Origin of the sequence: Blautia sp. An81 (assembly GCF_002161285.1) — a bacterium.
In the GTDB taxonomy this organism is placed as follows: Bacteria; Bacillota; Clostridia; order Lachnospirales; family Lachnospiraceae; genus Blautia; species Blautia ornithocaccae.
This window is the reverse complement of record NZ_NFHH01000004.1, coordinates 159,929-184,037: the sequence shown is the minus strand read 5'-3', so window position 1 is coordinate 184,037 and position 24,109 is coordinate 159,929. Positions and strand designations below refer to the sequence as shown.

At 46.3% G+C, this 24,109-nt stretch carries 19 protein-coding genes; 4 read left to right on the top strand and 15 right to left on the bottom strand.

The features are described 5' to 3' along the window. Positions 1–9 precede the first annotated feature (9 nt). A complete protein-coding gene (locus tag B5G33_RS05685) occupies positions 10–1,116 on the top strand; it encodes a DUF58 domain-containing protein (RefSeq protein ID WP_087416991.1) in 1,107 nt (368 codons plus the stop codon). A 15-nt stretch (positions 1,117–1,131) separates the two neighbouring features. Continuing rightward, positions 1,132–3,471 (top strand): transglutaminase-like domain-containing protein, encoded by a 2,340-nt coding sequence (locus B5G33_RS05680; RefSeq protein ID WP_158229583.1) that lies wholly within the window; start codon positions 1,132–1,134, stop codon positions 3,469–3,471. 270 nt (positions 3,472–3,741) lie between these two features. Here the strand turns inward: B5G33_RS05680 and B5G33_RS05675 are convergent, their stop codons facing one another. The 7 genes from B5G33_RS05675 to B5G33_RS05645 form a co-directional block, all read right to left on the bottom strand. Continuing rightward, complete coding sequence (locus B5G33_RS05675) at positions 3,742–5,580, bottom strand: ABC transporter ATP-binding protein (RefSeq protein ID WP_087269038.1); 1,839 nt, start codon at positions 5,578–5,580, stop codon at positions 3,742–3,744. Further along, positions 5,573–7,741, bottom strand: a complete 2,169-nt coding sequence (locus tag B5G33_RS05670) for an ABC transporter ATP-binding protein (protein WP_087416989.1) — start codon at positions 7,739–7,741, stop codon at positions 5,573–5,575. Before B5G33_RS05670 ends, B5G33_RS05675 begins: the two co-directional genes overlap by 8 nt. Before the next feature lie 4 nt (positions 7,742–7,745). Next, positions 7,746–8,216: a MarR family winged helix-turn-helix transcriptional regulator gene (locus B5G33_RS05665; protein WP_242974518.1), complete on the bottom strand. Its 471-nt coding sequence runs from the start codon at positions 8,214–8,216 to the stop codon at positions 7,746–7,748. A 183-nt stretch (positions 8,217–8,399) separates the two neighbouring features. After that, complete coding sequence (locus B5G33_RS05660) at positions 8,400–9,194, bottom strand: shikimate kinase (protein WP_087269047.1); 795 nt, start codon at positions 9,192–9,194, stop codon at positions 8,400–8,402. Positions 9,195–9,203: 9 nt separating this feature from the next. Beyond that, positions 9,204–10,622: an MATE family efflux transporter gene (locus B5G33_RS05655; protein WP_087416987.1), complete on the bottom strand. Its 1,419-nt coding sequence runs from the start codon at positions 10,620–10,622 to the stop codon at positions 9,204–9,206. A gap of 26 nt (positions 10,623–10,648) precedes the next feature. Beyond that, a complete protein-coding gene (locus tag B5G33_RS05650; RefSeq protein ID WP_087269053.1) occupies positions 10,649–11,863 on the bottom strand; it encodes an aminotransferase class I/II-fold pyridoxal phosphate-dependent enzyme in 1,215 nt (404 codons plus the stop codon). A 51-nt stretch (positions 11,864–11,914) separates the two neighbouring features. Then, positions 11,915–13,237 carry a replication-associated recombination protein A gene (locus tag B5G33_RS05645; protein ID WP_087269056.1) on the bottom strand — a complete coding sequence of 441 codons (1,323 nt, stop codon included), beginning with the start codon at positions 13,235–13,237 and terminating at the stop codon, positions 11,915–11,917. A 508-nt stretch (positions 13,238–13,745) separates the two neighbouring features. Between B5G33_RS05645 and B5G33_RS05640 the strand changes: the two genes are divergently transcribed. Beyond that, entirely contained in the window at positions 13,746–14,780 is a 1,035-nt protein-coding gene (locus tag B5G33_RS05640; protein WP_087416986.1) for an FAD:protein FMN transferase, read from the top strand. Between the two features lie 116 nt (positions 14,781–14,896). Here the strand turns inward: B5G33_RS05640 and B5G33_RS05635 are convergent, their stop codons facing one another. From B5G33_RS05635 to infC, 7 genes are all read right to left on the bottom strand, one after another. Continuing rightward, positions 14,897–15,667, bottom strand: coding sequence for a hypothetical protein (locus B5G33_RS05635; protein WP_087416985.1), 771 nt, complete (start codon positions 15,665–15,667; stop codon positions 14,897–14,899). Between the two features lie 18 nt (positions 15,668–15,685). Continuing rightward, positions 15,686–16,981 (bottom strand): FMN-binding protein, encoded by a 1,296-nt coding sequence (locus B5G33_RS05630; protein WP_087416984.1) that lies wholly within the window; start codon positions 16,979–16,981, stop codon positions 15,686–15,688. 11 nt (positions 16,982–16,992) lie between these two features. After that, positions 16,993–17,940 (bottom strand): RnfABCDGE type electron transport complex subunit D, encoded by a 948-nt coding sequence (locus B5G33_RS05625; RefSeq protein WP_087416983.1) that lies wholly within the window; start codon positions 17,938–17,940, stop codon positions 16,993–16,995. Beyond that, positions 17,937–19,316, bottom strand: a complete 1,380-nt coding sequence (gene rsxC / locus B5G33_RS05620; protein ID WP_087416982.1) for an electron transport complex subunit RsxC — start codon at positions 19,314–19,316, stop codon at positions 17,937–17,939. The genes B5G33_RS05625 and rsxC overlap by 4 nt, the downstream gene beginning before the upstream one ends. Before the next feature lie 621 nt (positions 19,317–19,937). Further along, positions 19,938–20,294, bottom strand: coding sequence for a 50S ribosomal protein L20 (gene rplT, locus B5G33_RS05615; RefSeq protein ID WP_087269075.1), 357 nt, complete (start codon positions 20,292–20,294; stop codon positions 19,938–19,940). Positions 20,295–20,356: 62 nt separating this feature from the next. Next, the gene (gene rpmI / locus B5G33_RS05610) at positions 20,357–20,554 is read right to left on the bottom strand and encodes a 50S ribosomal protein L35 (RefSeq protein WP_087269077.1); all 198 of its coding nucleotides are present in this window, start codon (positions 20,552–20,554) and stop codon (positions 20,357–20,359) included. Between the two features lie 30 nt (positions 20,555–20,584). After that, entirely contained in the window at positions 20,585–21,079 is a 495-nt protein-coding gene (gene infC, locus B5G33_RS05605; RefSeq protein ID WP_087269081.1) for a translation initiation factor IF-3, read from the bottom strand. A 401-nt stretch (positions 21,080–21,480) separates the two neighbouring features. On the opposite strand from infC, the gene B5G33_RS05600 reads away from it, so the two are divergent. Beyond that, complete coding sequence (locus tag B5G33_RS05600) at positions 21,481–22,836, top strand: sodium-dependent transporter (RefSeq protein WP_087269086.1); 1,356 nt, start codon at positions 21,481–21,483, stop codon at positions 22,834–22,836. Positions 22,837–23,069: 233 nt separating this feature from the next. Here B5G33_RS05600 and B5G33_RS05595 read toward each other — a convergent pair whose 3' ends face one another. Then, positions 23,070–24,098 (bottom strand): CPBP family intramembrane glutamic endopeptidase, encoded by a 1,029-nt coding sequence (locus B5G33_RS05595; RefSeq protein ID WP_087416981.1) that lies wholly within the window; start codon positions 24,096–24,098, stop codon positions 23,070–23,072. Positions 24,099–24,109: the final 11 nt, after the last annotated feature.

The following is a 24,109-nucleotide window of genomic DNA, read 5'->3' as shown; positions in this document are numbered from 1 at the left end:
GTGAGATTTATGATAAGTCCATTTTTTCTTTTACTCTTCCTTTTTCTGCTCTATATGTCCGTGCTGTATAAAAGCAGCTCATCCCTGGCTCTGTGCCTGCTTTTCCTTTTCTGGGCTGCTGCCTCGGTGTTCCAGCTTTTGTACAGCCGAAAAAAGGTTCAGGTGGATTTCCCTTTTTCTGCTCACACTGGTGCAAAAGAAAGTCAGGCTGTTTTTACCTTCACTATAAAAAATCAGGGAGTCCTCCCTGTATCTGGAATTCGGCTCCGGCTTTTGCTGCTGGATCAGAATGGCAATAAGGCAGAAGAGAAAAAGATTTTCCTCTCTCTTGGGCCCAAAAGCCGTCGAAAATATTCTCTGACTTTTTCTTCTCCCTATTGTGGAAGATTCCAGATACAATTAAAAAGTCTCCGGCTTTACAGCTTCTTATCTCTTGCATGGCTGCCTGTAAAAACCCGCCTGATGGGGGAAGCTGTCTTCTTTCCCCAGCCTTTTCCTGTTCCCCTTAAGATCAGTGAAAAGACCCGGTATTTCGCTCCAGAAGGAGAAGAGTCTCTGGAAACGCCTTTTTTGGCTGCTTCTGCTGCCGGAAGTCTCCAGGATGATATTCACAGCTATCAGCCGGGAGACCGTCTTGGGCTGGTGCACTGGAAGCTTAGCGCCAGAACTGACGAACTGTTGGTGCGTTTTCCCGCCTCCGGGGAAGGATTTTCTGTCCTGTTGTTTCTGGAATTAAAAACCCCCGGTCCTGCAGATTCTGTGGGACAGATCAGTGCATTTTTCCAATGGGCAGCTTCTCTCTCCTTTAGCATGCTGGAGCTGAAATGCGCCCATCTGATGATCTGGTTTGACTTGAAAGAGCAGTGTCTTCGGCGGTTTCCTGTCCGGAACGAAGAAGAGCTGAATTTTGCTCTGTACTGTCTTCTTCACGGAGCTTTTTATCCAGACTCTAAGGAGCTATTCTCTCTTTATTCTCGGGAATATCCTACGGATACCTGGGCTTCCCGGCTTTTACTGGACACCAGTCTCACGCTCTGGCAGGAGGACCGAAAGTTAGTTTCCTCCAGCCAGGATAAATGGAAAGAAGATATGGCGCTGACAGAACTCACTTTATAACTTTGGAGGATGAATATGAAAAAAGAACAGCATTTTCAGCTTACTATAAAGACTGGCCCCGCCATCCAGAACAGAAGGGCATATCTTTTTGGATTTTTCTGCTCTTTTCTTCTGTTCTTTTTTGCCTGCGGCAGTTTTCTTCTGAACTTTTGTCTCATTTTCTCTCCGGATTTCTCCTTTCCGTCCATGGCAGGGCTATGTACACTCTTTGGTCTTTCAGGAGCTCTCCTTTTCAGCCTTCGAAAGAACAGCTCTTTTGCCCTGCTCTTTCTGGCAGCATGGGGAATACTGCTGCTGGCGCTTTTTCTCCTCCGGGAAGATTTTTCCCGGCAGTTTTTCAGTGCCGCAGGGGCTGTAGAAAAACTGGTCAATGCTGTTTATGGTCTCCGCCTCTTTCCCGGATACCAGGATATAGTAAAGGATAAATGGATTCTCTGCTTCTTTTTTGCTGCATTTTATCTCCTTCTGCTCTTTCTGACAATGCTCTGGAAAAAACGTACACTTTTTGTTCTTCTTCTGGGAGTTCCCATTCTCTGTTCCTATCTTCTGGAAGTCAATATGCCCCTTATGCTTTTCGCCCTGCCCCTGGGCGCTTTTCTGCTCTGGAGAGGTGCGGTCTCTCCCCAGAGCGTATCCCGGCTGTGGCTTCTTACGGTTCCTCTGCAGGGTATTCTTTTCCTGGCAGCAGCCTGGCTCTTTACCCCTATGGTATCTCCCTGGCTTTTCCAGTCCAGCGAAGCTTTCTCTGACCGGATCAATGCAGTGGGAAACCAGCTTCTATTCGGAGAAGGATCCGCTCCCTCTGTATCCTCCGCACAGGGAAATGAAACAACCACCAGTGGATTTTCCTATGAACCTCAGACAGACAGCCAGTCTATTACCAGCAATCCTCCTGTCTATACTTCCCAGACAGTCCTGTCCATAGAGCTCAGCGAGACTGTTTCTCAGACTCTCTATTTGAGAGGATTCGTAGGTGCAGACTATGAAAGTTTTCAGTGGAATCCTCCTGGAGATGAAGAATGGTTTACCTATGCCCAATCCATGGGATTCTCTCGTCAACAGGCCCAGGACATATACAGCCTTCCTGTATTTGCTGTTTCTGCTGAAAACGTTCTGGAGCTTTCTATGGACTTTCCTTCAGCTCCGGCATTTACCTATCTGCCCCTGGCAGGCCAGGGAGATAGTATTTCTCTCTCCGAAAGCAACCGCCTGTCTGGCAGAAGTTCCCAGCGGGTCACTGGTCAAGTCTTTCCTCTTACTCTGGATACCATGGGTATGGTATCTCTGGAAAATTTTTCTCAGAGCAGCCGGGGACTGGTGAACGCCTATGAATCCTTCTGCCGCAGCCGCTATACCTCCTGGGACGAAAATGAAATGGGAAGTGTGCTGGAAGAGCTGAACCAGCTTCCTGTTTATTCTTCTATGCCGGAAGCTCCTACTGACCAGGATATTCAGAATGCCGCAGAAGAAATTCAGAATTTTCTCTGGAGCCATGCCACTTATAGCCTGGCGCTGGAGCCTTTTTCTTCAGACACGCCTCTGGCTCAGGAGATTCTATATGAACAAAGGGCTGGCTTTTGTATACATTTTGCTACTGTAGGCGCCCAGCTTTTCCGAATGTACGGAATTCCCGCCAGATATGTCAGCGGTTATGCAGTTCTCCCAGATAGCCTCTCAGAAAATAGTCAGGGGAATTTTATCGGAGAAGTTCGTGATTCCCGTGCCCACGCCTGGGTGGAGATCTATACGCAAAACGCCGGCTGGGTTCCTGTGGAGGTAACGCCGGGGGCCTCTTTCTCTGCACCGGAAACAACTCCAATGCCTGAGGAAACTCCGGAAGAAAGCCCTTCCCCCCAAAACAATCAGGAAGAACCGGCCTCTGATGCAGAAAACGGCAGTAAAAATGCCAGCCTTCTTGGCACTGCTGCAAAGATTATAAAGGGACTTCTTTTTTCAGCTTTATTCCTGGGTATTATTTTCCTGGTTCTGCTGTTTATCCACCGTCTGCTCTTCCGTTTCCGTCTGGGATATTACGCCGGAAATCCCACACAGGCCTACCTGACTGTTTTCAAAAACCTTATAAAACTGTGGGAGCTGGAATTCTCCATAAAAATTGAAAATCCCCTGGAACGTGAATATTTCCGGCTTCTTTCAGAAAAACTGCCTGAATCTCAGAAAAAAGATTTTACCAGCCTCTATGCCGAAGCTGAGGCTCTGGCCTATGGGCAGGAAAAAACCACCCCCAAAAAGCTCCGAAACCTCCGCCGTTTCTATCTGGCCCAGCGAAAAAACTACCTGTCCGGCAAAAAAGGCCCTGAAAAACTCCGCATACTCCTCATAAGCCTTTTCCTCTGACCTACCGCTGTTCATTTTATGCGAATTTGCCGAGCACGCTTTGAGACTTCAGGCTCAAAGCTGCGCAGGCTGAGCAATAAAATGAACAGCGATTCTCCCCTCATTCTTACTGCCGATATAAACTCTTCTGGCTCCAAAACACTAAAGGAATCGCCGTTTGTTTTATGCGAATTCGCCGAGCACGCTTTGAGACTTTTAGGCTCAAAGCTGCACAGGCTGAGCAATAAAACAAACGGCGATTCCTGAGAGCTTTTCCACCCCGGAAGAGGCTTATATCGCCTCCGCCTTTTCAAACTGGCTGTTATAGAGATTTGCATAGAACCCGCCGGCAGCCAGCAGTTCCTCATGGGTTCCCTGTTCAATAATATCTCCTTCATTCATTACCAGGATAAGGTCTGCATCCCGGATGGTAGACAGACGATGGGCGATAACAAAGCTGGTCCTTCCCTTCATCAGGTTATCCATAGCACTTTGTATCCGTTCCTCGGTCCTGGTATCTACAGAGGATGTTGCCTCATCCAGGATCAGGATCTTATTGTCTGCCAGAATTGCCCTGGCAATAGTCAGAAGCTGTTTCTGTCCCTGGGAAATATTATTAGTCTCTTCATTTAAGACCATCTGATAGCCTCCCGGCTGGGACATGATGAAGTGATGGACATGAGCCGCTTTAGCCGCAGCAATCACTTCCTCGTCAGTAGCATCCAGCCGTCCGTATCGGATATTTTCCATGATAGTTCCATGGAACAGCCAGGTATCCTGGAGCACCATTCCGAACATTTCTCTTAACTCGCTTCTGTTGAAGTCTTTCACATTGTGACCGTCAATAAGAATCTCTCCGGAATTTACGTCATAGAACCGCATCAGCAGTTTGATCATAGTAGTCTTTCCTGCACCAGTAGGTCCTACAATGGCTACTTTCTGTCCTTCCTTTACTTTGGTGTTAAAATCATGGATGATCATATGATCCGGATTATAACCGAAAGCTACATGACGAGCTTCTACATTTCCGCTGAGGGTATGGATATCCACAGGGTTCTCCACAGTCTGGTCTTCTTCTTCCTCATCCAGAAACTCGAAAATTCTCTCTGCGGCAGCCGCTGAGGACTGGAGCATGTTCGTTACCTGAGCGATCTGCTGGATAGGCTGAGTAAAGTTTCGGATATACTGAAAGAATGCCTGGATATCACCTACGGCAACATTTCCCTGTATAACCATATATCCTCCTAAAAGAGCCACCATCACATAGCCCAGATTTCCCACAAACTGCATAATAGGCATCATCATACCGGAGAAAAACTGGGATCTCCAGGCGGAAGTATAAAGCATGTCATTGGTCTTTTCAAATTCACGGACCACATCGTCTTCTTTGTTGAAAGCTTTTACTACATTATGGCCGCTGTAGATTTCTTCTACCTGACCATTTACCTCACCCAGATACTTCTGCTGGTCCCGGAAGTATTTCTGGGAATGTTTCATTACATTCCCAATGATGAACATAGAAACCGGCAGGATTAAAAGAGCCGCCAGAGTCATCCATACATTGATAGACAGCATCATCACAAAGACACCGATCAATGTGGTCACAGAGGTGATCAGCTGGGTAAAACTCTGGTTGATACTGGTCTGAAGAGTATCCACATCATTAGTGATACGGGAAAGGATTTCTCCATGGGTCTTGCTCTCATAATATTTCAGAGGAAGACGGTTCAGCTTTCCAGAGATATCTTTTCTCAGGTTATAAGTCACATTATTGGAGATTCCTGACATAATAAAGCCCTGGACAAAGGAGAACACAGCACTAGCCGCATACAGACACATGGCTCCGGCAAGGATCTGTGCAATCTTTTCAAAGTCAATTCCTGTCCCGCCTCCGATTTTTGACACAAGTCCGTTGAAAAGTTCCGTAGTGGCCTTACCCAAAATCTTCGGGCCGATAATGTTAAATACGGTACTTCCTATGGCAAAGAGCATCATCACAAAGAGCTGGATACGGTATCTCTCCATATAGATAAAAAGTCTTTTCATTGCCCCTTTAAAATTTTTGGCTTTTTCACCGGACATTCCTCTTCCATGTCCGCCCATGGGGCCTCTTGGTCTTCCATTACTCATTGGCTAATTCCTCCTCTGACAACTGTGACATGGCAATCTGGCGATATACGTCGCAGGATTTTAAAAGCTCTTTATGAGTTCCCTGACCAACCACACGTCCTTCATCCAGTACCAGTATCCTGTCTGCATGAAGAATGGTGCTGATACGCTGGGCAACGATCAGAGTCGTTGCATCCTTAGTTTCCTTTTTCAACGCTCTTCTTAAGACTACATCGGTCTTATAGTCAAGAGCTGAAAAGCTGTCATCAAAAATATAGATTTCCGGATTCTTGGCAATCGCTCTGGCTATGGACAGACGCTGCTTCTGTCCTCCGGACACATTCGTTCCGCCCTGAGCAATGGCATCTTCCAGTCCGTCTTCTTTTTCCTGGATAAACTCCCAGGCCTGAGCAATCTTAGCCGCTCTCTCCACTTCTTCAGGAGCTGCCTCATCATTTCCATAACGGATATTGGAATCTATCGTTCCAGAGAAAAGCACGCCTTTCTGAGGCACATAACCAATCCTCTCACGGAGGCTGTGCAGATCCATTTCCCGGATATCCACCCCGTCAACCAGGATCCGTCCTCTTGTCACATCAAAAAATCTGGGGATCAGGTTGACCAGCGTACTCTTACCGCTTCCGGTACTTCCGATGAAGGCTACCGTTTCGCCTTTTTTCGCTGTAAGGCTGATATCTGAAATCGTCTCTTCATCTGCTCCCGGATAGGCAAATCCCACGTTCTCGAAGACCACTTCACCCTTTCTGTCGGCAGAAGGCTCTGTATGACTTTCTCCATCCTGAATACTTACTTCTGTCTCCATAATTTCATTGATACGTTTTGCAGAAACACTGGCCCTTGGTATCATAATAGACATCATGGTGATCATCAGGAATGCCATGATAATCTGCATAGCATACTGCATAAAGGCCATCATATTCCCAACCTGCATGGTTCCGTCATTTACAGCATGAGAACCGTTCCAGACGATAAGTACGGTAATGCCATTCATGATCAGCATCATCACCGGCATCATAAAGGTCATACACCGGTTAACAAAGAGGTTCGTTTTCATCAGTTTTTTGTTGGCGTCCTCAAAACGCTCTTCCTCGTGTTTCTCCGTACTGAAGGCCCGAATTACATAAACGCCGGTAAGGATTTCCCTGGCAACCAGGTTCAGATTGTCAATGAGATACTGCAGCTTCGTAAATTTCGGCATGGCAATCTTAAACAGTAAGGCTACAAAAAGCATGATCACTACCACTGCCAGAGCCAGAATCCAGGTCATAGAAGCGTCCGTCTGGAAAACTTTATATACTCCGCCGATACCCAGAATTGGGGCATACAGCACAATACGGAAGATCATGGCAAAAAGAAGCTGGATCTGCTGTACGTCGTTGGTGCTCCTGGTGATCAGGGAGGCTGTGGAAAATTTATTCAGCTCTGCTCCGGAGAAAGTAATTACTTTCCGGTACACACTGTTCCTCAGATTTCTTCCCAGTGTAGCTGCAACCTGTGCGGAAAGGAAGGTAACGGTAATGGCCGCTGCCATTCCCAGAAAGGCCAGGCCCAGCATTTTTGCTCCGGTAAAAAGGATGTATTCCATCTGCATCTGATCCAGGTCTTTTCCCTGGGCACTGTACTCTTCCTGAACATAAAGTACCGCAGACTGGGTTACTATCGAGTCTGGCATTTCTTCAAACTGTTCTTTCATTCCAGAAAGCATTTGAGTGAGCTGTTCCTTTGGGAGCTGTTCCAGCACCTGAAAGATATCTGCTTCTGCAGGGATTCCCATCTGTTCTCTGAGCTGAGACACTTCCTGAGAAGATTGGTCTGAAAGCCCTGTTACGATCAGTTCGGGAATTCCCAGAATACTATTCAGCTCTTCCCTTTCTTCAGAATCCAGGTCTTTTAATTCATAAATCCCATCTGACAGATCATAGTTGTCTAAAACCTGCGTCTGGTCCTTTTCATCCATAAACAGGAAAAGTTTTTCCATGGATTCTTCACGGATCGTCTCAGGCACTCCGTCTTCCACGCCTTTCTGCTGGATTCCCACATTGATGATATCCGATGTGTAGTCCGGCAGAGACAGGTCACAGAAAGCCTGAACAAACAAAAGGAGCAGGATCATCATAAGATAATACCATCTCTCCTTCATGTAGCGAAACATTTTTAACATACTGTCACCCCTTATTTTGTCTTTCTATGTTATTTTCATTGCCGTCATCCTCCAGATTTTGGATCATCTGAAGGAAAAAACGTCGAAGGAGACAAAGTTCACTTTCAGAGAATCCCCGGAACACTGCTTCTTCTTTTTCTTTAATGCAGTCCTTCACTCTTCTGGTTACAGCTTTACCTTCTTCTGTAAGGTATATACGGCTTAGCCGCTGGTCCTTCTCATCATCTCTCCTCTCAATAATTCCGGATTTTTCCAGTCTTTTAATAGAGACAGCCACTGTAGGAGGACTGATCCTGAGAGTTTGAGAAATTTCTTTCTGACTGATTCCTTCCCGGCAGGACAAAAGTCCGATAAGAGGAGCCTGCTTCGGATGGATACCAGTGTCCTTTACCAGGGCAAAGGCTTTCTTAAAATAGAGATGGGTCAGTTTGATAAACAGACTCTGCATCCCTTCCTCTGCTTTCTCTGTTTCCATTTTTTCATCTCCTTCCATTAGTTAGTCGGCTAACTTATAATATGGCAATTTCCTTAATTTATCAACCCTTTTTGTGCCATTTTAAAATTATTTTATAAAAAACTCACAAAACTTTAATTAGTCAGCTAACTTTTGTGCAAAATAACAAAAGGCCGGTTGATACCGACCTATGCTGATTTTCTGTCAATAATTACAGTTTTTGTCAAATTTCAGCAGCTTCTTTACCAGTTCCTCACAGATTTCCAGTTCTGACTTTCCGTCTGTAGCCACAATAATGTCCGCTGCAGCCTTATATTTTTCCCGGCGTTCCTCCATCAGTCCGGCAATAAATTCTGTATTTTTATTATTTTCCAGAAGAGGGCGCTCATGACTGTTCTTTACTCTCTCCAGAATTGTCTCAGGACTGGCTGTGAGAAGGACAACCCTTCCGTTTTTCTTCATCTCCACTACGTTCTGCTCTCTCAGGGGAACGCCGCCGCCGCAGGAGATCACCACATTGGTCCGTTCCTGCATTTCTATAAGCAGGCTGGTCTCCAGGTTCCGGAAATATTCTTCTCCCCTTGTTTCAAAGATGTCAGAAATACTCATTCCCTCTCTCTTGGCGATCATCTGGTCCATTTCTATGATTTCCATGTCAAACAATGTATGAAGATACTCAGAAATCGTAGATTTTCCAGAACCCATAAATCCGATGAGCACAATATTGTAGGAAAACAGCTTTCTGGCCTGTATCTTCTTACTACTTTTCAGGATTGCCTGAAAAACATCCTCTACTTCTTGTTTGTGTCTGTGGCCTTCCAGCTTTCTCTCCAGCCAGACCCGCTGCCTCTCTTCCTGGTCAGGCTGAAGCATAGGCATTTTATTTTTCTCTTTATAGGCCATCAGCTCTTCCACAACCTGGTTTCTCTCCAGCAGTCCCTCCAGAATTTTCTCATTGCAGGCCATCAGTTCTTCTCTGTATTTTTCTAACTGGTCCATAATCTCTCCCTATCCAATCTGTTTTTTTCTTTTTATTTCCCGCTCTTTTTCCTCTGCCAAAGCAGGCCACATCACACAAAGCATGGTAACAAAGCAGGCGGTGCCTCCGATAAAATTAGAAATGGGTTCTGCAAGGAAAACTCCATTTACACCCAGCCCTGCCACATGGGGCAGCCACAGGGTAAGAGGAATCACGATGACCGCTTTTCTCAGCAGTGAGAAAAAAATTGCATGTTTGGCTTTTCCCAGCCCCGTAAATACGCTCTGCCCCGCAAACTGCAGGGACATAAAGCAGAATCCGAAAAAGTATATCCTCATGGAGGGAACTCCAATTTCCATCAGCTCCTCTCCTCCGTTAAACATAGCAATAAAGACTCCCGGTATCAGCATGGTAATGATCCAGGCCAGTGTGGTATACACAATGCCAATGGCCGCCATAACCTTGATTCCTGCTTTTACCCTCTTGTATTCTCCTGCTCCATAGTTAAATCCGATCACAGGCTGAGAACCCTGAGTCAGTCCGCTTACCGGAACGCTTAATACTTCTCTTACAGAATTTACAATGGTCATAACCGCCACATAAGCGTCTCCTCCAAAAGATTGAAGGGTCACATTGCAGACAATCTGGACGCCGCAGTTGGTAGCCGCCATGATAAATCCGGAAAGGCCAAGAGCCAGGATTTCTTTTACATATCTGAAATCCGGCTTCATTCTGGAAAACCGGATACGAAGGAGGGTATGTTTCCCTGTAAGGAACTTTACCACCCATATGGCGGAAACAGCCTGGGATATGACTGTGGCAACGGCAGCCCCTTTCACTCCCATGCCAAATACAAAAATAAAGACCGGGTCCAGCACAATATTGATCACAGCTCCGATCAGCACCGTAAGCATACCGGTCCTGGCAAATCCCTGGCAGTTGATAAAGCCGTTCATGCTCAGGCTGATCATAACAAAAACAGTGCCCAGAAGGTAAATGCTGATATAATCATCTGCATATCTAAAGGTAGCATCGCTGGCGCCCAGGGCGTAAAGAAGGGGATCCTTTACCGCCATTCCCACCAGTATCAGCAGTACCCCGGTAATCAGGGTAAGGGTAAAAGAAGTCCCCATGATTCCCTCTGCCCGGTCCTCGTCGCCTTTTCCCCTGGCGATGGAGCACAGAGGCGGACCACCGGTGCCTATCAAATTGGAAAAGGCCGTGATTGCCGTTATAATTGGAAAAGCAACCCCTACTCCTGTAAGGGCTGCCGAACTGGCTCCGGGAATCCTTCCGATATAAATTCTGTCTACGATATTATACAATACATTAATAAACTGAGCCACGATCAAGGGAAGAGCCAGACGGAGAATGGTCCCTGCCACACTTCCCTTGGAAAAATCATGTTCTTCTTCTCTGTCCTCATGATGATTTTTAAACAAATGCATGATCCAACTCCCTGTTTTCTTTTCTCTTACTGGCGATAGGTCTTAAGGAAATCTGCCAGCTTATCCGTGGCTTTTTTCAGCTCCTCTACCCTGGGCAGATATACGATCCGGAAGTGGTCCGGCGCTCCCCAGTTAAAGCCTCTTCCATGTGTGACCAGAACCTTCTTTTCTCTGAGGAAATCCAGGGCAAATTTCTCATCATCATAGATATTAAATTTTTTTACATCAATTTTCGGAAAAATATAAAAAGCTGCTTTAGGCTTTACTGCTGAAAGCCCCGGAATGTCATTAATGGCTTTATAAATAAATTCTCTTTGTTCGTAGATCCTGCCTCCCGGCACCAGATATTCGTTTACGCTCTGGTATCCTCCCAGCGCCGTCTGGACAATGGACTGAGCCGGTACATTCGAGCACAGACGCATATTAGAAAGCATATTCAGCCCTTCTATATAATCTTTCGCCTTCTCCTTGGCCCCGCTCAATACCATCCAGCCTACCCGGAATCCTGCAGCCATGTGGGACTTGGAAAGACCGTTCAGGGTAATGCAGAACAGATCCGGAGCCAGGGCTGCGATGGAAGTATGCTTGATTCCGTCCATCACCAGCCGGTCATAGATTTCATCTGAAAATATCATCAGTTCATGTTCCCTGGCAATATCTGCAATTTTCAGCAGAACATCTTCCGGATACACTGCACCGGTAGGATTATTGGGATTGATAATCACAATGGCTTTGGTCCGGTCTGTAATCTTACTTTTTATATCCTCTAGATCCGGATACCAGTCTGATTCCTCATCACAAATATAATGAACAGGTTTTCCTCCTGCCAGAGAAACGCAGCCGGTCCACAGCGGATAATCCGGTGAAGGCACCAGGATCTCATCTCCAGTATCCAAAAGGGCCTGGGTCACAATGCTGATCAGTTCACTGACTCCGTTTCCTGTATAAATATCGTTAATGGTCACATTTGGGATCTTTTTTAACTGGCAGTACTGCATAATTGCTTTTCTTGCGGAAAAAATCCCTTTAGAATCTGAATATCCCTGGGATTCCCGGAGATTATAGATCATATCCAGGATTACTTCCTCCGGAGCGTTAAAACCAAAAGGCGCAGGATTTCCCAGATTCAGTTTCAATACATCGATCCCTCTCTCCTGCATACGATTGGCCTCGTCCAGCACCGGTCCCCGGACGTCATAACATACATCCTCTAACTTTGACGATTTCTGAAAGGTTCTCATAGTTTTACCCCCATTCTTAACTACAGATTTTATCACTTTACTCTATTAACTTCAATCGGTTTCCCCATGGATTTTCCGAAAATATTCCTGTATGTTCTTTTCATATCCGTTCTCTGTAGGATGATAGAATTTCTTTCCCAAAAGCTCCGAAGGCATATACTGCTGCTCCACGTAATGATTTGGATAATCGTGGGCGTAGAGATATCCCACGCCATGGCCCATCTTCTTTGAGCCTTTATAATGAGCATCCTGAAGATGGGAAGGCACGGTAGTCTTGGTGCTCTTCACTGCTTCCATAGCATCAAAGACCGCCATACAGGCAGCATTGCTCTTTGGTGCGCTGGCCACATAAGTCACGGCCTGAGCCAGAGGGATCTGTGCTTCGGGCATTCCCAGCCGTTCTACTGCCTGAGCTGCCGCTACAGCCACTACCAGAGCCTGAGGGTCTGCATTTCCCACATCTTCTGCGGCGCAGATCATAATTCTTCTGGCAATAAACTTAATATCCTCTCCTGCATAGAGCATTTTTGCCAGGTAAAATACTGCGGCGTCAGGGTCAGAGCCTCTCATGCTCTTGATAAAGGCAGAGATGGTGTCATAATGGTTGTCCCCTGTCTTATCATAGCGGACTACCCGCTTCTGGATACACTGGGAAGCCGTTTCAAGGTCAATATGGATCTTTCCGTCTTCCCCTCTTTTTGTAGTCAGGATTCCCAGTTCCAGAGCATTCAGGGCTGCTCTGGCGTCTCCTCCGGAAATATCTGCCAGAAACTCTCTGGCGTCCATTTCCAAAACTGCATTGTAGCTGCCCATTCCCTTTTCCTTGTCCGTCACTGCCCGGTCCAGAAGGGTTTCGATATTCTCCTTTGTAAGAGGCTTCAGTTCAAAAATAATGGACCTGGAGATCAAAGCGCCGTTTACCTCAAAATAAGGATTTTCTGTAGTAGCCCCGATAAGTATCAGAGTACCGTCCTCCACAAAGGGCAGGAGATAATCCTGCTGCCCCTTATTGAACCGATGGATCTCATCAATAAAAAGAATGGTCTTCTTCCCATACATTCCCAGATAGTTCTGGGCTTCTTTTACTACTTCCTCCATATCCTTTTTCCCGGCTACTGTAGCGTTGATCTGCCGGAACCGGGAACTGGTAGTATTGGCGATCACTTTCGCCAGGGTGGTCTTTCCTGTTCCAGGAGGGCCGTAAAAAATAACGCTGCCTAATTTATCTGCCTTGATGGCTCTGTAAAGCAGCTTATCCTTTCCGATGATATGCTCCTGTCCCACCACTTCTTCCAGAGTGGAAGGGCGTATCCTGGAGGCCAGGGGGGCCTCCTGTTCCAGATTCTGTTCCTTCATATAATCAAATAAGTCCATAAATCTTACTCCTATTTTCTGCTATCACCTCTCTGCCTCTTATTATGTTCCGATTTCTTCCGTCACCCGTGTTTCCAGGATATTTATACCAGGACTCTTATTCGTTTTGTAGTCTCTCTTGTCTATATTATACTGTCATGCTATAATACTTACCCAGGCAGCCGGAGGGGCGTGCATATCATCCGCCTGAGTCTTGACAGGAGGATGATGCTTATGAATACATATGAGGAAATGCAGATTTTACTTACATTCGCATTACTTGTAGTTGCAATCCTGAATTTGAGGAATAAGTAAGCCGCCCTGTCCCTGGAAAAGATAGGCGGCTTACTAAGCTAGATATTTTTTGCCGGGCGGATAGGTGTGCTCTATCTTCCGGCTGTCTTGTTAAATATATTATATGTCAAAGCCATTCGTTTGTCAAACTCCATTCTTGACACACTTCCTCCATTTCCCGTAAAATAAGTCCCGTAAATACAAGTCAACAGAATCTTTTACTAAAGGAGCTTATATGAATACAAAAAGCAAGCGGGCAGTCCTGGCTGTCATTCTTCTGTTTTTAGTGCTTCTGGCTTTTGCCCTGGTATATCAAAATCGAGAGAGGGAAACAGAGCCCATAAGCAAAACCGATTACTTACTGAATACCATTGTTACAGTAACCCTTTATGACTCTCAGGACGAATCCATTCTGGACGGCGCCCTGGAATTATGCAGGAAATATGACAATCTTCTTAGCCCTACCACAGAAACCAGTGAGCTGTACCGACTGAATCACGGCGAACTTTCCCAGGATGAAGAGGGATTTTATGAATTGTCGGAAGAAACTGCCAATTTGATCTCCCGGGGACTTTCCTACTGCCAGCTGTCCCAGGGAGCCTTTGATATTGCCATAGAGCCTCTTTCCTCTCTGTGGGATTTCACCTCGGGAGAGGGAACCGTTCCCGATAGTTCAGCCATTAAGGCTGCTCTGCCTCTTATCAATTATGAGGATATTACTCTGGAAGGCAATCGTATCCGTTTTGAAAAAGAAGGAATGGGAATCAACCTTGGAGCCATTGCTAAAGGTTATATTGCTGACAAAATGAAAGATTATCTTCTGGAAGAGGGAGTAGAAAGCGCCATTATCGATCTGGGCGGAAATGTACTTTGCGTTGGACAGCGGCCAGACGGAAGCCCCTTCCGCATCGGCGTCCAGATGCCTTTCGCAGACCGAAGCGAAACAGCGGCTGTTATGGAAATTTCCGATAAGTCCGTGGTATCCTCTGGAATTTATGAGCGGTACTTTGAACAGGACGGGGTGCTGTATCACCACATTTTAAATCCCTCCACCGGATATCCTTATGAAAATAATCTGGTCTCAGTCACTATCATCTCTGATGAGTCTGTAGACGGAGACGGTCTGAGCACCACCTGTTTTGCTCTGGGTCTGGACAAGGGCATGGAGCTGATCAACAGTCTCCCTGATGTACATGCAGTCTTTATCACAGAGGATTACCAGCTCCACTACAGCGAAGATTTCGAAAAGGAGATCACTCTTGCAAAATAGTATGAGGGCTTTATATTCTATAGGACAGTCCTCCGGACTGTCCTATAGAATATAAAAGGACTCTTCTGGTCCCTTAGATGGCATCTATGCCAAAAGGTATCCAGAAGAGTCCTTTTTTAATAAATACTCAAAATCAAATAAATAAAGCTCATGGAAAGCATTTCCAGAGGAAGTCCTCTGAAATAAGGTCCCGGATTGGAAAACCGCAGAATCTTCTGTACGGAAATGTAAAGAAGTACAGAAACCCCTACTGTCCAGATAAAGGCAACGATCCCTCCGAAGGTAACCATCTCAAAAGGCCTTGCAAAAAGGATCACCGGAATCACCAGTAATAGGCTCTGAGTTCCCGAAGATTTTTTCTTCAGGATTCCATTAGCAAAGGCCAGGGCCAATCCTGCTGCCAGAAAGCCCAGGGCAGTTCCCTGAAAGCTCTGGGAAAAGAAAGGTGCTTCTTCTAAAAGAAGGTTTCCAAAGACTGTTCCCTGAGTCAGGAACTCCCTGAGGATTCCCAGCAGGATCCAGAATCCCCAGAGGATCCCGGACTCATAAAAGATATTTCCGTAATCTGCCTCCAGATTTCCGAAAAGAGCGGTTTTTCCGGCTAACAGCCCGATTACTGCGGTCATCAGCCATGTACCATTATCCACAGTGATCCCCAGGGCTGTAAAGCCCAGCAGGAAAGCACTGGCGGTAACAGCTCCTGTGCCCATCAGTACACACAGTCTGAGGCTCCAGACAGGTATCCAGTTTTCTAAAAGATTCTTCAGAAATTCAGCGAAAACCACAGCCAGGAGCACCAGTACTCCCCCTGCAAAGGCCTCCTTCATATTCCGGGAAAAAAGCACAATACCCAGAGCAAAGGCTTCTGCCGGATATTTTAATTTCATGTCTGTTCCCCCGTTTCTTTAATCTATGGTCTGTAAAAATTCATAAGCTGCATTGATGCCTTTCACAGCCGCTGTGGAGGAAATGGTGGCGCCGGATACTCCATCTACCTCTGTTCCTTCCTGTGGGCCTTCGGATCCTCCCTGGCTTTCCATTCCCCCAGCCTGGTCAATACACTGCTGAGCCAGTTTCACAAATCCGCCTACAGAAATGCTTACGCCAGACACCGCATCTGTCTTTCCCTGATTGTCTGTAGTCAGAAAATCCAGATTCTGATTTTCTACCAGTGCTGCCCCTAAAGCCTTGGACTGTTCTGCCCAGGTAGGTCCGTCTTCGGTCATCACATACTGGCCATTTTCAGAAAGCTCACTTTTCTTGTTTCCATCTGCATCTACAGATTCCCATACAGCTTCTGTAATCTTTCCGTCAGCAACTGTAATGGTCACCTGATCCGTGTATCCATTGCTGTCAGGAGTTTCTGTCTTAGCCTCATAGGTTCCATCCTGTAACACCAGGACTGCTTTTCCGGATGCCTGGTCGATACACTGCTGAGCCAGCTTGGCAAATCCCCCTACAGAAATGCTCACGCCGGATACTGCATCTGTTTTTCCCTGATTATCCATAGTCAGAAAGGCCAGGGACTGATTTTCAACCAGCGCTTCCCCTAAAGCCTTGGACTGTTCCGCCCAGGTAGGTCCGTCCTCGGTCATAACATACTGACCGTTTTCAGAAAGCTCGCTTTTCTTATTTCCGTCTCCGTCTACAGCATCCCATACAGCCTCTGTGATCTTTCCCTCAGACACAGTCATCGTCATCTGGTCAGTATAGCCATTATTGTCAGGAGCCTCTGCTTTTGCCTCATAGGTTCCGTCCTGAAGTTCCAGGTCTTCCGCCTGAACAGAGGCAGCATCTTCTTCCAGTGTCATACCTGGCAGATAAACCGGAGCCTTTGCCCCTGCAAACTGACTCAAAAATTCCTCTTCTGTAATCTTGGAGCCAACGCCTTCTGTCTCATTCTGTTCTGTCACTGCCACATTTGTCACAGTAGCCTTATCTTCCCCAAAGGATACCTCCAGAACAATATCGCCGCCGTATCCGGCTTCTGTCACAGTTACCAGATAGCCATCCTCTGTCCTGGCAGCTGACTGGATATTTTCGGTCTCTGTCACATCCAGTTCCTCTGTTATCTGGGCCTTGTCCTGTCCCTGGTCCGCACTCTGGTCTTTTGCCAAAGCTTTAGAGCCTGCGATCACTCCAAAGGACAGAGCAGTTACGATGATCAACGCAAGAATTCCTCTGACATTTTTATTTTTCATATTCGTCTCCTTTAAATCACCTTTTTCTTTGTTCCATATACCTGCTGCCGGTAAAGCAGGGCAAGAATTCCTGCCAGGCAGTTAGCCGTCAGGATCCCGAAGCAGATTCCCTCCGGATATGTGCTGAAAATACGGATGGCAGCCGTAATGATACCTGCTGCCAGAGCATACAGAAGTTTTCCTCTTCTGGATACAAAGACATAATCTGTCAGCATATAGCAGCCTCCCATGATCAGTCCGCCGCCAAAAAGGTTGGCCAGAATGTCTCCGGTAAAAAGACCGCTGGGACCGAAAATAAAGGTAAGGACTGTCACTGTAGCAATATAGGTAAGGGCAGCCTCTGCATTCACCACCCCCATGTAACACATATAGGCAAATCCTGCCAGGAGAAGAAGCTTGCTGGTCTCTCCCATAGCGCCGGGAACTTCTCCCAGAAACATCTGAAGATAGGAATATCCCGTCCCTCCTCCTGCTTTTACCGTACCAAGAACTGTAGCCTGGGAAACAGCGTCTGCTGCCAGTGTTCTGGGAGCTGTATATCCCATAACTGTCCCCGGCCATAAGACCATGACCATCAGTCTTCCCATAAGGGCCGGATTGGCAAAATTACTTCCAATGCCTCCGAACATCTGCTTTACGATCAGAATGCTGAAGACAGCAGCCGCTCCAAGTACCCAGACAGGCACTGTCACAGGCATATTAAAGGCCAGGAGCATTCCGGTAACTACCGCACTGAAGTCTCCTGCTGTTACCTGCTTTTTGGTTATCTTCTGCCACAGAAATTCCGTCAGTACACATACTGCTACAGAAAAAGCAGTCAGATAAAGGGCCCGGATTCCAAAATAATACACTGCTCCCAGAAGAGCAGGAACCAGGGAAATAGAAACATGGAGCATGATGTTCCTGGTGGTCTGGGCAGTCCTCAGATGAGGACCGTTTATCACTTTTGTGGGACTCATGATTTCTTCACCGCCTTTTCTCTCATTCGCTGCTTCACTAAATCTCGCGCCAGTCTGTTCCGAAGAGTCAGTTCTCTTTTGGCCGGACAGATGTAGGAACAGCAGCCGCAGGCGATACACTCGCTGGCATAGAGCTTCTGGCACAGATCATAGTCCTCCTTTAAAAAGGCAAAATCAATCTGGTAGGGAGTAAGCCCTGCAGGGCAGACATTTTTGCAGGCCTCGCAGCGGATACAGGGCTGCTCTTCGTAATGACTGTCCGGAAGGACCAGGATACCGGAAGTGCTCTTGGTAATGTAAAACAGCTCTTCTTCCCCCTTCCAGTCGGAAGCCACACAGGGACCTGTCATAGGGCCTCCCCCAATGATCCGATTCTTTTCTGTGGTGACTCCTCCGCATAGTTCCACCAGTTCTTTGGCGGAAGTGCCTATAGGAACCAGGAAATTCCCCGGATTTTTCACACAGCCTGTTACCGTAACGATCCTGGACGTCAGGGGTCTGTTCCCCAGAACCATATCTGCTGCGGCTTTGGCAGTTCCCACATTGGAAACAATCACTCCTGCATCGGCAGGCAGCCCTCCCATAGGAACTTCTCTCCCTAAAACACTCTGTATCAGCTGGCGCTCACCGCCCTGGGGATACTTTGTAGGAAGAGCTTTTATTTCCAGTTCTTCTCCCTGGTCTAAAATCCCCTGCTCTCTCATCTTTTCCAAAATCTTCCGAAGATTCTCAATGGCCTCCGGCTTATTATCTTCAATACATACATAAGCCTTGCCAGCGCCGGAAGCTTTCAGAAGAAGCCGGACACCGTTAAGCAGAGCAGGTCCCTGTTCAAGCATCAGACGATAATCACAGGTCAAAAAAGGCTCGCACTCCGCACCATTGATCAGCAAAGTATCTATCTGCTTATCCGTTTCGTATTTTCGGAATGCAGGAAAGCCTGCGCCTCCCATGCCGGTAAGTCCGCCTTCCCGAAGCCCTTCCAAAATCTTCTCCGAATCAACTTCAGACAGGGAGACGCCCTCTTTTTCATAAGACATGGTCTCTCTCTTTGGGTCTTCCAGCCGCCGGATCACACAGGCCGTCACAGCCCTCCCCTGATTCTCTGCCTCTTTGATCCCTATCACTTCTCCGGTGACGCTGGCATGAAGAGGGGCCGCCATAAAGGCTTCCGGATCCCCGATCCGCTCTCCTTCCTGCACATGGTCCAAAGGCCTGACCTTCAGGCCGCAGAGGGCGCGAAAAGACTGTTCTGCCAGAATCGTCACTGTTTCCGGCCAGTATTCCCGCACCGGAATGTCCATAGTCAGAGACTTATCGTAACCGTCTGTGGGATGAATCCCCCCCGGAAATCCTTTTGTCTCATTTCTGTGCATATTTTGTTTTCCTCCATTAAAGGTTTGTTAATAAATTGACATGCCCGAATAGCATAACATACTGGAGTTAATTTCGCAAGATTAACTTTCTAAAATCTGAACTGAATAGCTGCCAAAATTAGTATGCGGACATCTGCGGTTTTTACACGGGATTTTAAGTTTTTATGAAATTTAGGATAGATGGGAATAGATATTCTTCCTAGACGGTGTTATTGACTTGCTGGAAAAAGATATTTATACTGTATTCAAGATAAGATCGTATATTTACCCAGGGAGCTGGGGGACGTGCTCTCACCCAATCCGAGACCTTACGGAGGGTGGTGATTATTATGAGTACATATGAAGAATTGAGTCTAATCGTAAACGCTGCTTTATTGATTATCGCCATTCTTAATTATACCCATAAGAAATAGCCGTCCTGCTCTCGTCAAAGTTTAGGAACGGCTATCTCTTATAGCTAAATCTTAAATTACGCCGGGTCGGGTGAAGTGCAGTCACCTTCCGGCTCCCTTGTTAAGTATATTATAGTCAAAATGCCCTAATTTGTCAAATACGAAAAGGGGCTATCGCATTAGTCGAAATCGAAAATATGACTAATGCAACAACCCCTTGAAAAATCTATTAAGCTAATTTGCTCTTTGCCAGTTCTGCCAGAGTTGCGAATCCCTCTGCATCGTTGATAGCCATGTCAGCCAGAACTTTTCTGTTCAGGTCAACGTTCGCCAGCTTTAAGCCGTGCATGAATTTGCTGTAGGATAAACCGTTCATTCTTGCAGCAGCATTGATACGAGCGATCCAAAGCTGTCTGAACTGACGTTTTCTCTGTTTTCTTCCTGCATAGGAGCTTGCCAGAGCTCTCATTACAGACTGTTTTGCTACTCTATACTGTTTGGAACGGGCTCCTCTGTAGCCCTTAGCCATTTTTAATACTCTGTTATGTTTCTTCTTAGCGTTTAATCCGCCTTTAATTCTTGCCATTCTTAATTTCCTCCTATATTAAAGATAATCTTTTTTCAATGAAACTTTGCCGACTGTCCAGATTACATGTAAGGCAGGATTTTCTTCATGCTCTTTACATTTGTTGCATCTGTGATAGTTGCTTTTCTGAGATTTCTTTTTCTCTTCTGAGATTTCTTTGTTAAGATATGGCTCTTGTAAGCTTTATTTCTTTTTAATTTACCTGTTCCTGTTGTTTTGAAGCGCTTTGCAGCAGCTTTGGTAGTTTTCATTTTTGGCATGTTTATGTCCTCCTTAAACTCTTTTTCTTATTAACGTTTTTCTGTCAAAAACATAGTCATGCTTCTGCCTTCCACCTTAGGCGCCTTTTCGATCACCGCAATGTCGGACAGAATCTGCGCAAACTCATCTAAGATGTGCTTGCTGCTCTGCATATGTGCCATTTCCCTTCCCCGGAAACGCAGAGTCACCTTCACTTTGTTTCCTTTCTGCAGGAATTTTCTGGCGTTGTTGACCTTGGTCTTCAAATCGTTTTCCTCAATATTAGGGGATAAACGCACTTCTTTGATTTCTATGGTTTTCTGTTTCTTCTTAGCTTCCTTCTCTTTTCTGGCTAATTCGTACTTATACTTGCCATAGTCAATAATTTTACAAACCGGCGGCTTCGCTGTGGGAGCAATCTTTACCAGATCCAGTCCGGCTTCCACTGCATGTTTCTGGGCTTCTCTTGCGGACATGATTCCCAGCTGCTGTCCATCCGCTCCAATAAGACGTACTTCTTTGTCTCTGATTTGTTCGTTGATCATTAAATCGCTAATAGTCGTGCACCTCCATAATATTGATAAAACACTCTTGGGCCCCCTTGGCCATTTCCTTTAAGAAAAGAACACGTAAGCCTTCCGGCTTTCATGGTCATGAATAAGAATCTACAGAGCAAAAGAAAAGCGGATAGCAAAAGACACTATCCACCTGATATCTCCATATGAAAACGCTGTGCGCTTCACTGCATTCTATAAACCGTTAGTCACCCATTTGTGCTAAGGTGAGAGTGGATACTCTGCTTTCTTTTTCTTCTTCAGACTTTTGTAATATAGCATAGCTAAAACACAAAGTCAAGCTTTTTTGTATAAAAAATCCCTTGTTTTTTCTTATAAGAAATGGCATAATTATGCCTACATACCTTACACACAATACAAAGGAGAAAAATATGGAACAAAAAAGAGGATCTTTTACAAACAAGATGGGCTTTGTTCTGGCTGCTGCAGGTTCGGCTGTGGGCCTTGGAAACATCTGGCGTTTCCCTTACCTGGCTGCAAAATACGGAGGGGGTATTTTTCTGCTGGTCTACCTGATCCTGGCAGTGACCTTCGGCTTCACACTGATGGTCACAGAAATCGCCATCGGCAGAAAGACCAGACTCAGCGCCATCGGCGCTTTCCAGTCACTGGATAAGCGTTTCGGTTTCGTAGGCTATCTGGCCTGCGCCGTACCTTTTATCATCACCCCTTATTACTGTGTTATCGGAGGCTGGGTGATCAAATACTTTGTCACCTTCCTTACCGGAGACGGCGGACTTGCCTCCGGGGACGAATACTTTGCCGCTTTTACCAGCCAGACGGTTTCCCCGGTAGTATGGTTCTGCATTTATGTTCTTCTCACCGCCATTGTAGTGATCATGGGCGTTGAAAAAGGAATTGAGAAAGCCAGCCGCTTTATGATGCCCCTGCTGATCGTCATGATCGTAGGCATCAGCATTTACTGTGTTACACGGCCTGGCGCTATGGAAGGTGTAAAATATTACTTCTTCCCCGACTTTTCCAAATTTTCCGCTACCACTGTACTGGCGGCCATGGGGCAGCTATTCTATTCTATGTCTCTGGCTATGGGAATTATGATCACTTACGGCTCTTATATGAAAAAAGAAAGCAGTCTGGAAGCTTCTGTGCGGCAGATTGAAGTCTTTGACACTGTAGTTGCCTTCCTGGCAGGTCTGATGATCGTGCCTTCGGTCTTTGTTTTCTCAGGAGGAGATGAAGCTGCCCTCAGCAAAGGACCTTCCCTGATGTTTATTACTCTGCCGAAGGTCTTCAACGATATGGCCCTTGGGGGAGTGATCGGAGCAGTGTTCTTCCTGCTGGTGCTTTTCGCAGCCCTGACTTCTTCTATCTCCCTGATGGAGACTGCGGTTTCCATTCTGCGGGATAAGACCGGATGGGGCAGAAAAAAATCCACGATATTGATCACCATCTATGTCCTGATACTGGGAACCATCGTCTCTCTGGGCTTCGGACCTCTGAGCTTTATCCAGCTTCTGGGACTGGGACTGCTGGATTTCTTTGACTTCATCAGCAACAGTGTGCTCATGCCTATTGTGGCTATTCTCACCTGTATCTGCGTGGGGCATTTTATCGGACCCAAGGTTATTGAGGATGAAGTGGAACTTAACGGTCCCTTCAAGATTAAAAAGTTCTACCGGATCATGCTGAAATGGATCGCTCCCATTTTCCTGGCCCTGATCCTGATCTTTGCGATTTCTGAAACAATGGGCTGGATCGTTGTATAACATCCCCTGGCTCACCGCCTTAGGAAACTAAAAAGGACTCTTCTGGAGCTGTCGAAAATCAAAATCGAAAATATTTATACATTTTCTTGCTCAGTCTGCAACCCTTTGAGCCTATGGTCTCAAAGCTATGCTCGACAAATTCGCATAAAATGTATAAATATTTCTGACATATGTTTTACGACAGTTCCAAAAAGAGTCCTTTTTTCTGTGTTATCTATGGCCAGGAGATCTTCTCAGGCTTCTTTTTTCTCCCGAAATGGCTTCAGGAAGATAAACCATCCAAAGATTACCAGGTTCAGAATCAGAGAAGCCAGTACGTCCCCCCAGGCAATGGTCTGTCCCTGGAGTACATCTGCAGAATAATTTCCAACAAACATAGGGATCAGATTGTTATTCATATAGTGGACAGCCACGGCTACCCAGATGTTCCTGGTCTTCATATAGACATAAGCCAGGAAGATTCCTATAAAGACGCAGGTAACGATCTGGGACGCCACATAGATCACGCCCATATCCGGCGTGGTGTAATAGAAGAAATCCAGCGGCAGGTGCCACAGTCCCCATATCACCCCTAAAAGCAGTACGCCCTTTCTCAGTCCGAATCTTTTCTGCAGGAGAGGCTGGAGATAATACCGCCATCCGTATTCCTCTCCGAAGAAGGCCACTACTACCAGGAAGAAATTCAGGACCAATGTAACCAGATAGAACCAGGTAGAAGGCAAAGCCCACAGCTGGATAAATTCTCCCATCTGTCCTCCCAGAGCACTGGAAATCCCCATACGGAGGCTGTAAAGCAAAAAAAACAAAAGCATACACAAAACCGACTTTTTCCAGTTCCTCCACCGCAGACCGCAGGCTTCCCGCCTCTCTTTTCCCGAGACCAGAAGGGTGATCCAAAATACAATGCTTCCCAGGATCAATACCACCTGTACAAGCACCATCCATACTGACATTTCCATCTGTCCTGCCTGTATACTCTGAGGCAGAAATACAGAACCCAGGGCACACAGGATCATCAGGACTGTAATCACAAGGAAGGTCACATAAAAAATCCTGGGCACCTTCTGGTCTCCTTTCCTGGTAAGCAGATAAGCCATCATAACTCCCGCCGCCGGATAAAGCATCTGGGCGTTGGGAAATACACTCAGATCTGCTCCTGTGCTGTTTCCATACCACATCAGCAGTCCCAGGACATAAGTGATCCCATAGGCCAGTGCTGCAAAAATGATCAGTTGTCTCTTTTCTGTTTCTGAAAATCTCATCTCTTTTTCCT

Coding starts and splice junctions, on each gene's coding strand:
- B5G33_RS05625 (WP_087416983.1), bottom strand. CDS start 17,940: ATGAGTCCCACAAAAGTGATAAACGGTCCTCATCTGAGGACTGCCCAG.
- B5G33_RS05640 (WP_087416986.1), top strand. CDS start 13,746: ATGAATACAAAAAGCAAGCGGGCAGTCCTGGCTGTCATTCTTCTGTTT.
- B5G33_RS05670 (WP_087416989.1), bottom strand. CDS start 7,741: ATGTTAAAAATGTTTCGCTACATGAAGGAGAGATGGTATTATCTTATG.
- B5G33_RS05630 (WP_087416984.1), bottom strand. CDS start 16,981: ATGAAAAATAAAAATGTCAGAGGAATTCTTGCGTTGATCATCGTAACT.
- B5G33_RS05635 (WP_087416985.1), bottom strand. CDS start 15,667: ATGAAATTAAAATATCCGGCAGAAGCCTTTGCTCTGGGTATTGTGCTT.
- B5G33_RS05595 (WP_087416981.1), bottom strand. CDS start 24,098: ATGAGATTTTCAGAAACAGAAAAGAGACAACTGATCATTTTTGCAGCA.
- B5G33_RS05665 (WP_242974518.1), bottom strand. CDS start 8,216: ATGGAAACAGAGAAAGCAGAGGAAGGGATGCAGAGTCTGTTTATCAAA.
- B5G33_RS05685 (WP_087416991.1), top strand. CDS start 10: ATGATAAGTCCATTTTTTCTTTTACTCTTCCTTTTTCTGCTCTATATG.
- B5G33_RS05655 (WP_087416987.1), bottom strand. CDS start 10,622: ATGCATTTGTTTAAAAATCATCATGAGGACAGAGAAGAAGAACATGAT.
- B5G33_RS05675 (WP_087269038.1), bottom strand. CDS start 5,580: ATGAGTAATGGAAGACCAAGAGGCCCCATGGGCGGACATGGAAGAGGA.
- B5G33_RS05645 (WP_087269056.1), bottom strand. CDS start 13,237: ATGGACTTATTTGATTATATGAAGGAACAGAATCTGGAACAGGAGGCC.
- B5G33_RS05680 (WP_158229583.1), top strand. CDS start 1,132: ATGAAAAAAGAACAGCATTTTCAGCTTACTATAAAGACTGGCCCCGCC.
- B5G33_RS05650 (WP_087269053.1), bottom strand. CDS start 11,863: ATGAGAACCTTTCAGAAATCGTCAAAGTTAGAGGATGTATGTTATGAC.
- rpmI (WP_087269077.1), bottom strand. CDS start 20,554: ATGCCAAAAATGAAAACTACCAAAGCTGCTGCAAAGCGCTTCAAAACA.
- B5G33_RS05600 (WP_087269086.1), top strand. CDS start 21,481: ATGGAACAAAAAAGAGGATCTTTTACAAACAAGATGGGCTTTGTTCTG.
- rplT (WP_087269075.1), bottom strand. CDS start 20,294: ATGGCAAGAATTAAAGGCGGATTAAACGCTAAGAAGAAACATAACAGA.
- rsxC (WP_087416982.1), bottom strand. CDS start 19,316: ATGCACAGAAATGAGACAAAAGGATTTCCGGGGGGGATTCATCCCACA.
- infC (WP_087269081.1), bottom strand. CDS start 21,079: ATGATCAACGAACAAATCAGAGACAAAGAAGTACGTCTTATTGGAGCG.
- B5G33_RS05660 (WP_087269047.1), bottom strand. CDS start 9,194: ATGGACCAGTTAGAAAAATACAGAGAAGAACTGATGGCCTGCAATGAG.